At 66.4% G+C, this 7225-nt stretch carries 7 protein-coding genes; 4 read left to right on the forward strand and 3 right to left on the reverse strand.

What is annotated here, in order from left to right; all coding sequences use genetic code 11:
* Both QZ332_RS12520 and QZ332_RS12525 read left to right on the forward strand, forming a co-directional pair.
* On the forward strand, nt 1-630 hold a 630-nt coding region (locus QZ332_RS12520), incomplete at its 5' end, for a 6-phosphofructokinase (protein ID WP_295766004.1).
* Between the two features lie 159 nt (nt 631-789).
* Nucleotides 790-1818 carry an aldo/keto reductase gene (locus tag QZ332_RS12525; protein ID WP_295766007.1) on the forward strand — a complete coding sequence of 343 codons (1029 nt, stop codon included), beginning with the start codon at nt 790-792 and terminating at the stop codon, nt 1816-1818.
* A 358-nt stretch (nt 1819-2176) separates the two neighbouring features.
* Here QZ332_RS12525 and QZ332_RS12530 read toward each other — a convergent pair whose 3' ends face one another.
* The 3 genes from QZ332_RS12530 to dapF all read right to left on the reverse strand — a co-directional run bounded on the left by QZ332_RS12530 (nt 2177) and on the right by dapF (nt 5093).
* Nucleotides 2177-2608 (reverse strand): hypothetical protein, encoded by a 432-nt coding sequence (locus tag QZ332_RS12530; protein WP_295766010.1) that lies wholly within the window; start codon nt 2606-2608, stop codon nt 2177-2179.
* 341 nt (nt 2609-2949) lie between these two features.
* A complete protein-coding gene (locus tag QZ332_RS12535) occupies nt 2950-4224 on the reverse strand; it encodes a dicarboxylate/amino acid:cation symporter (RefSeq protein WP_295766013.1) in 1275 nt (424 codons plus the stop codon).
* 29 nt (nt 4225-4253) lie between these two features.
* Nucleotides 4254-5093 (reverse strand): diaminopimelate epimerase, encoded by an 840-nt coding sequence (dapF, locus tag QZ332_RS12540; RefSeq protein WP_295766016.1) that lies wholly within the window; start codon nt 5091-5093, stop codon nt 4254-4256.
* A 233-nt stretch (nt 5094-5326) separates the two neighbouring features.
* On the opposite strand from dapF, the gene QZ332_RS12545 reads away from it, so the two are divergent.
* Nucleotides 5327-5911 carry a TetR/AcrR family transcriptional regulator gene (locus QZ332_RS12545; RefSeq protein ID WP_295766020.1) on the forward strand — a complete coding sequence of 195 codons (585 nt, stop codon included), beginning with the start codon at nt 5327-5329 and terminating at the stop codon, nt 5909-5911.
* Between the two features lie 188 nt (nt 5912-6099).
* Nucleotides 6100-7225: sodium/proline symporter (locus QZ332_RS12550; protein ID WP_295766023.1), on the forward strand; the 1126-nt coding region annotated here is incomplete at its 3' end.

The raw sequence follows: 7225 nt of genomic DNA on the forward strand, positions 1-7225 counted from the left end.
CGGGTGGTGGGCATCCCCGCCACCATCGACAACGACATCGGCTGCTCCCACTACACCATCGGCTTTGACACCGCCTGCAACACCGCCATTGAATGCATCGACAAGCTGCGAGACACCATGCAGTCCCACGAGCGCTGCTCCGTGGTGGAGGTCATGGGCCGCCACGCCGGATACCTGGCGCTGTACGTGGGCATCTCCGTGGGCGCCACCGCCGTGCTCATCCCCGAGCGGGAGCCGGACTTCGAGCGGGACATCGTGGAGAAGATCCGCCGGGCCCGCCTGGCGGGGACGACGCATTACATGGTGGTCGTGGCCGAGGGCGCGGGCAGCGCCATCGAGATCAGCCAGCGCATCCACGACGAGCTGGGCATCGACCCCCGCGTCACCGTGCTGGGCCACATCCAGCGGGGCGGCTCCCCCACCGCCCGGGACCGGGAGACCGCCAGCCGCATGGGCTACGAGGCGGTGAAGGTCCTGGCCGAGGGCGAGGGCAACCGGATCGTCGGCATCCTGGACGGCCGCCTGGCGGACATGGACATGGAGGAGGCCCTGGCGATGACCAAGTCCTTCCAGATGGACCGCTATCAGATCCTGGAGGCCCTGACCAACAGCTGCGGCCCGGATTTCTGACGCCCCGGCGCATGTTTCATGTGAAACAGGAGCCGCTCCGGCCCGCGGGGGGGACGCGGGGACCGGGCCGGCGGGGAGGATATGCGTGGGAGGCCCGGCGGGCTCCCCGCGCCGTTCGGACCGGGGGCGTCCGCCCCTGTCCGCGGATAAGGAGGATCTATGGAAAAAGTGAGACTTGGCCGCACGGAGCTGCTGGTGGGGAGGACGGCCTTCGGCGCCCTGCCCATCCAGCGCATCCCCAAGGCCGACGCGGTGAAGCTGGTCCGCCGGGCCTATGACAGCGGGATCGACTACTTCGACACGGCCAACGCCTACACCGACAGCGAGGAGAAGCTGGGCGAGGCCCTGGAGGGGGTCCGGCAGGACGTCGTCATCTCCACCAAGAGCGGCGGCAGGGACAAAAAGACCGTCCTGGCCCACATCGAGCAGAGCCTCCGCGCCCTGCGGACGGACTACATCGACCTCTTCCAGTTCCACAACCCGGCCGAGCTGCCGGATATCAGCGACCCGGACGGCCCCTTCGCCGCCGCCCTGGAGATGAAGGAGAAGGGCTACATCCGCCACATCGGCATCACGAACCACCGCCTCCACGTCGCCCGGGAGGCCGTGGCCTCCGGGGACTTCGAGACCCTCCAGTTCCCCTTCTGCTACCTGACCACGGACAAGGAGCTGGGCCTGGTGGAGGCGTGCAGGGAGGCCGACATGGGCTTCATCGCCATGAAGGGCCTCTCCGGCGGGCTCCTCAACAACGCCGAGGCGTGCTACGCCTTCATGCGGGAGCACCCCGGCGTGGTGCCCATCTGGGGGATCCAGCGGGAGGAGGAGCTGGACCAGTGGCTGGAGCTGACGGAGCGGGACCCCCATATGACGCCGGAGCTCCGGGCCGTCATCGAGGCGGACCGGAAGGACCTGGCAGGGAGCTTCTGCCGCTCCTGCGGGTACTGCCTGCCCTGCTCCGCCGGGATCGACATCCCCCAGGCGGCCCGGATGTCCGCCCTGCTCCGCCGTTCGCCCTATCAGCCGTACATGACCGACGAGTGGCGGGCCAAGATGCACAAGATCGAGGAGTGCATCCACTGTGACGCCTGCAAGAGCCGCTGCCCTTACGAGCTGGACACGCCGAAGCTCCTGGTGGAGATGCTGGCGGACTACGACGCGTTCTACGCGGAGCACCACGATGACGCCTGAGTCCCCTGGGGGGACGGCGTCTCCCCGGTCGAACGGACCGCGGCGGGCCATCCCGGCCTGCCGCGGTCCGTCCATCTGCCGGAAAGTTTTTCGACAGGCGGGAGAGTCTCCGGGATCTTGAAAAGGTCCCGGGACCGTATCGGTAAAAACCGTGCGGGAGACCTCAAAGAGGTCTCCCGCACATACGCTCCCATCCCGCCGTCCGGCCCTCCCTCCGCGTTTGACGCTCCGGCAGTCCGCTTCAGGAACGGCGTACCGCCTGTGTGTGGGGGAGCGGGATCTGTGCGATACAGTCACTGCGTCCCCGTCAGCTTCCGTATGGCTCCTTCCTCATCCGGGACGAAAGACGTTCCCCGCATCACCGGCGGTCCGGCCCGTGGCCGCGCCGTTCCGCCCGCTTGTAAAGGCCGATGAAAAGCCGGTAGAAAAAGTAGATGGCGGTGATCAGCGCGGTAGGCAGCTCCGGCAGGGACCGGGACCAGGAAGGAGGGCAGGAATGCGGGAGGACGCAGCACAAGACGAGGACCGTGCTCCAAAAGATGAGCCCTGCTTTCGGTGGGGCGGGGAGGACCGGATGGCCGTCCGAAGATCCATGGAAGTCGATCGCCATGATGCCGGCTATGTTCAAGATCGATACACAGAACTGCAGGAGGGCCGCCCGTCCGGAGGAGAACGAGTCCGCCTGCTCCGGCACCCGCATCCCCAGGCAGATCCTCAGGAAGTCCAGCAGTACGAGGGCGTTGAGGACGGTCAGGATGACCAGCCAGGATCTATCCGATCTCTTGATCATAGGTTTTGGGTCCGCCTCCCTCCTATCATCGTCCTAGGAGCCCATGATACCACGTCTTAGGATGGTCTGCAACGGTATGCGCCGAAAATGAGGTCCGTGCCCTAAAAAGACCGGGGAGATGCCGGATGAGATAGGCAGAGGTCACTGGGAGATCCAGGGGCAGGGAGGAGATGGGGGCATGGAAGGGCTCCAAGGGCTCCGGCGGAGGGGACCAAAGGAGCCGCCCCCGCCGGGCATCCGGCGGGGGGCGGTATCCGCTCACGGGACGGGCCCCTGTGGAAAAAGGGGCCGGCGGAGGGGGGCCTCCCCCTCCCCGCCGGCCCTGGGGCCCGTCCCGGGGCTCACTTCCTGAGCTGTCTTTGCAGCCAGTCCTTCCCGTCCACGAAGCGGGAGACGATGAAGCAGGTCACGTAGTCCCCCGCGGCGTTGATCATGGTGGCCGGGGGGTCCACCAGGTTGCCGATGACCACCAGGATGGGGAAGGCGATCTCCATCTGGCTGGGGAAGAAGATGGAGCAGATGATATACTCGCCGATGTACCCGCCGCCGGGGACGCCGCTCATGCCCACGGAGCTGAGCACCGCCACCAGCACCACGGGGATCAGCATCCCCAGGTCCAGCCGCTGGCCGAAGACCCCCAGCACGAAGGCGATCTTCAGCACGCAGGAGAAGCAGGACCCGTCCATGTGCATCGTCGCGCCCAGGGGGAGCACCATGTCGGCCACGTCCTTGCGGATGCCGGTGGCGGCGGCCTCCTCCATGTTCGTGGGGATGGTGGCCACCGACGAGCAGGTGCCCAGGGAGACCACGGCGGGCTTGGTGATGTGGCGGAACATGACCCCCGCGGCCCCCTTGCCGCCGCCGAACCGGGCGAAGAGGGGCCACGCCGTGAAGATGTAGACGAAACAGAGGGGATAGTACACCGCCAGGGCCCGGGCGTAGTTCTCCGTGATCTGGGGCCCGTAGGTGGCGACGAGGTCGGCGAAGAAGCCGAAGAACGCGATGGGGGCATAGTAGGTGATGATCTTCACGAACTTCAGCATGACCCCCGCCAGATCGTCCAGGAACCGGCCCACGGGGGTCTCCTTCCCCCCGTTGAGGTTCACGGCGAAGCCGAAGAGCAGGGAGAACACGATCAGGGGCAGCATGGCCCGGCGGGTCAGCAGGCCGCTGAAGTCGCTGGCGGTGAAGAAGTTGACGATCATGTCCGGCAGGGTGGCGTACTCGCCCATCTCCTCGGCGGCCAGGTCCGTCCAGGCGGCGGGCACCGGCGGGAAGAGCATCATCAGCACGTACATGATCACGGCGGCGATGGCGCCCGTGACCACGAAGGTCCCCACGGTGACGCCCATGATCTTCCCCGCCCGCTTCCGGCTCTCCATGTTCGCCACGGCGCTGGAGATGGAGGCGAAGACCATGGGCACCACGACGCAGAACATCAGGTTGATGAACACGGTGCCAAGGGGCTTGAGGACGGTGGCCCCGGTGCCGGAGATGACGCCTCCCTCCCCGTCCACCTCGGCGGGCCAGGCCCAGCCCAGGACCGCGCCCAAGATCATGGCGCCCAGCATGACGGCCAAAAAGGCATAGTTCTTCGCGATGGATCTCTTTTCCATGATTCCCTCCTGTTTTTCCGCTCGGACGATCACCAGGTCAGGTCCTCGTCCGTGATCTCGCCCCTGCACACGATGTTGGTGGGCCCGGTGAGGGACAGCTCCGCGATCCGGCCATGGGCCCGCTCCGCGTCGACGACCAGCGTGCCGCCGGTCATGTCCGCCCGGACCTGCCGGCCGCTGACCTCCCCCCGCAGGGCCAGCACGGCGGTGACGGCCCCGGTGCCCGTGCCGCAGGCGTAGGTGAAGTCCTCCACCCCCCGCTCGAAGGTCCGCTCGAAGAAGCGGTCCTCCCCTTCCAGCTCGTAGAAGTTCACGTTGGCCCCCTTGGGGAAGGCGGGGTCCCAGCGGATCTTCCGCCCCAGCTCCCGCAGCCCGTCCTCGCCGGCGTCCCGCAGGCCGCGGTAAGGGACCACCGCGTGGGGCAGCCCCGGGTCCCCCAGCTCCACGTAAGAGCAGGCGTACCGCACACCGTCCACCTCCACCGGGCAGTCCAGGCGGACGGTGGTGGGATCGTTGAGCCGGATCCGGTAGAGCCGCCGGTCGATCCGGCGCCCCGTCACGATGCCGGCGGTGGTCTCCACGGTCTGGACCTCCCCGGCGAGGCCGTTCTCATAGCCGTAGCGGCAGATGCACCGGGCGCCGTTGCCGCACATCTCCCCCGCGCTGCCGTCGGAGTTGAAGAACAGCATCCTGAAGTCGCCGCCCTGGGTGGGAGCGGTCACGACCATCAGCCCGTCGGCCCCGACGGACAGCCGCCGCCGGCACAGCCCACGGGCGATCTGGGGCAGGGCCTCTTGGGGCAGGCGCTCCTCCAGACCGTTGAGGATGATGAAGTCGTTCCCGGCTCCGTTCATTTTCCAGAATCTCATGGGCCCCCTCCTTATCTGGTCCTATTATAAACGCACTCTATGCGGATGAACACCGGAGAACGTGCTGAAAACCTTGCAAAACCTGCGCGGGACGGAGGGGGCGGTCATTGACAGGGGCGGGGAAGTATGGTATATCAGTATCAGCGGGAGGGGGCGCCGTGCCCCTCCCTCTCCGTCCGGACGGCCCCGCCCCGGGCCGCCGGCCGCAGATCCCCCCGGGAAAGGAGGCCCCCATGCCGAGGAAGAACGCCCGCAACACCAAGGGCCGCATCATCTCCGCCGCCTGGAAGCTCTTTTACGAGCAGGGCTATGAGGACACCACGATCGAGGACATCGTCTTCGAGTCCGAGACCTCCAAGGGCTCCTTCTACCATTACTTCGACGGGAAGGACGCCCTGCTGGGCACCCTGTCCAACGTCTTCGACGAGAAATACGAGGAGCTGGCCCCCGCCATGGACCCCGCCCTGGACGCCGTGGGCAAGCTGGCCTATCTGAACCACGAGCTCTTCGCCATGATCGACGGCAGCGTCTCCCTGGACCTGCTGGCCCGGCTGCTGGCCACCCAGCTCTTCGCCCGGGGGGAGAAGCACCTCCTGGACCGGGACCGCACCTATTTCAAGCTCCTGCGGAAGATCATCGCCGAGGGCCAGCAGGCGGGCCAGCTCCGGGCGGACCGGACGGTGAACGAGATCGTCAAGGCATACGCCCTCTGGGAGCGGGCCCTGCTGTACGACTGGTGCCTGTGCGGCGGGGGATACTCGTTGGTCGCCTACACCGACGCCATGACCCCCATGTTCCTGGAGAGCTGGCGGGGCTGAGGAGGGATCATGATCTTCGACGGGGATCTCGCCTAATGATCGTACAGCTGGAAAGGCCTGCCGTTTCGAGATCTTATCGGATTTCCACAGAACGAGGTATAGACTGCGTTCTATACTTCGTTCTGTCTTTCGTTCTAGTAAAAAGTGTGCTATGATAGCACCCACTGAACCGATAAAGGAGAGAGAGTATGTCTACCGCACAGATCTGCATCATGGCCACCATCATCCTGTACCTCTGCTTCGTGATCTTCACGGGCGTGATGATCGGCCGCCGTTCCAAGAAGAGCGCCGAGGGCTTCTACCTCGGGGGCCGGGGCATCGGCCCCCTGGTCACCGCCATGAGCGCCGAGGCTTCCGACATGAGCAGCTATCTGCTCATGGGTATCCCGGGGCTGGCGTACCTCAGCGGTGTGGCGGACGCCAGCTGGACCGCCATCGGCCTGGCCATCGGCACCTATCTGAACTTCCTGCTGGTGGCCAAGAAGCTCCGCCGCTACAGCGTCAAGCTGGACGCCATCACCATCCCCAGCTTCATCTCCAAGCGCTATGGCGAGGAGAAGCCCGTGATCATGTGCATCTCCGCCCTGATCATCCTGATCTTCTTCGTGCCCTACGTGGCCTCCGGCCTGGCGGCCATCGGCAAGCTCTTCAACAGCCTCTTCGGCTGGGACTACATGGCCGCCGCCGTCATCGGGGCCATCGTCATCATCAGCTATACCTCCATCGGCGGCTTCAGCGCCGTGGCCACCATGGATCTGATCCAGTCCGTCATCATGACCGCCGCCCTGGCCGTCATCGTGGTCTTCGGCATCGTCCAGGCCGGGGGGCTGGACGCCGTCATCGCCCACGCCCAGGAGCTCCCCGGGTTCCTGAGCTTCACGCAGACCTATGACGTCTCCACCGGCGGGGCGGCCCCCTATGGCTTCATCCGCATCATCTCCATGCTGGCCTGGGGCCTGGGCTATTTCGGGATGCCCCACATCCTGGTCCGCTTCATGGCGATCCGGGACGAGGACGAGCTGACCCTCTCCCGCCGCATCGCGGGCACCTGGGTGGTGCTCTCCATGGGCGTGGCGGTGTTCATCGGCATCGTGGGCCACGCCGTGTCCGCCACGGGCCGGGTGCCCTTCCTGGAGGGCAGCGCCACGGAGACCATCATCGTGCGCCTGTCCGACCTGCTGTCGTCTTACGGCGTGTTCCCCGCCGTCATCGCGGGCTGCATCCTGGCGGGCATCCTGGCCGCCACCATGTCCACCGCCGACAGCCAGCTGCTGGCGGCCTCCTCCGCCTTCTCGGAGAACATCGTCCAGGAGG

Source organism: uncultured Oscillibacter sp. (assembly GCF_910584465.1).
Classification (GTDB): domain Bacteria; phylum Bacillota; class Clostridia; order Oscillospirales; family Oscillospiraceae; genus Oscillibacter.